Origin of the sequence: Mycobacterium sp. SP-6446 (genome assembly GCF_001954045.1) — a bacterium.
Taxonomy (GTDB): Bacteria; Actinomycetota; Actinomycetes; order Mycobacteriales; family Mycobacteriaceae; genus Mycobacterium.
Genome location: NZ_MBEM01000040.1, coordinates 1 through 838, shown reverse-complemented (window position 1 = coordinate 838; position 838 = coordinate 1). Strand labels below are relative to the sequence as shown.

Sequence of the window (838 nt, the reverse complement as noted above, 5' to 3'; positions counted from 1 at the left end):
GCGCCCACACCTGTTTCGACTCGGCCAGCAGATCAGCATCCAACGACGCCAGCAGCTGGGTGATGTTGCGGTGGGTGGCCGCCACGCCCTTGGGCACCCCGGTGGTGCCCGAGGTGTAAATCAGATGGGCGATATCCTCGGGGCCCGGCGCTGGTAAAGGGGTGCTCGACTGGCCCTGCACCCCGGGGTCGGTGATGTCGATGACCGCCACGCCCAACCCGTCGAGGCGCCCAGCCAGATCCGCGGTGCTCAACACCGCCACCGGCGCGGCATCGGTGAGCATGAACTCGATGCGCTCCCGCGGATGTTCAGGGTCGATGGGCAGATACGCAGCCCCGGCTTTCAACACAGCGGTGATCGCGGCGATAGCGTGTGGAGAGCGCTCCATCAACACCCCCACCACACACCCAGCACCCACGCCCCGGCCAACCAACAAATGCGCCAACCGATTAGCCGCCTCATCGAGTTGGCGGTAAGTCCACGAAACATCGCGACACACCAGGGCCACCGCATCCGGGGTGCGGGCCACCCGCTGGGCAAACAACTCCGGAACCGACACCGGCCTGCTCACCGGCCGGGTCAACACCGCCCGGTGACCGATCTGATCCAAGCGGGCATGTTCGGACTGGTCGAGCAGATCCAGCGAGGACAACGTCCGCCCCGCATCGGCCGTCATCGCCATCAACACCCGCTCGAAGCGGTTGATCAGCGCCTGGATGCTTTCCGGGTCGAATACGTCGGTGCGAAATTCCACCGCCCCGCCGATTCCGGCGGGCTCACCGGCCTCGGTGAAACGCTCCCCCAACGAAAACGCCAGATCCATACGCGCGCTATGGGT

General features: G+C 66.0%; 1 protein-coding gene. It reads right to left on the bottom strand.

Annotated elements, in window-relative coordinates:
- Window positions 1–838 (bottom strand): AMP-binding protein (locus A5736_RS03175; RefSeq protein ID WP_139333103.1); only part of this gene is annotated, 838 nt, incomplete at both ends.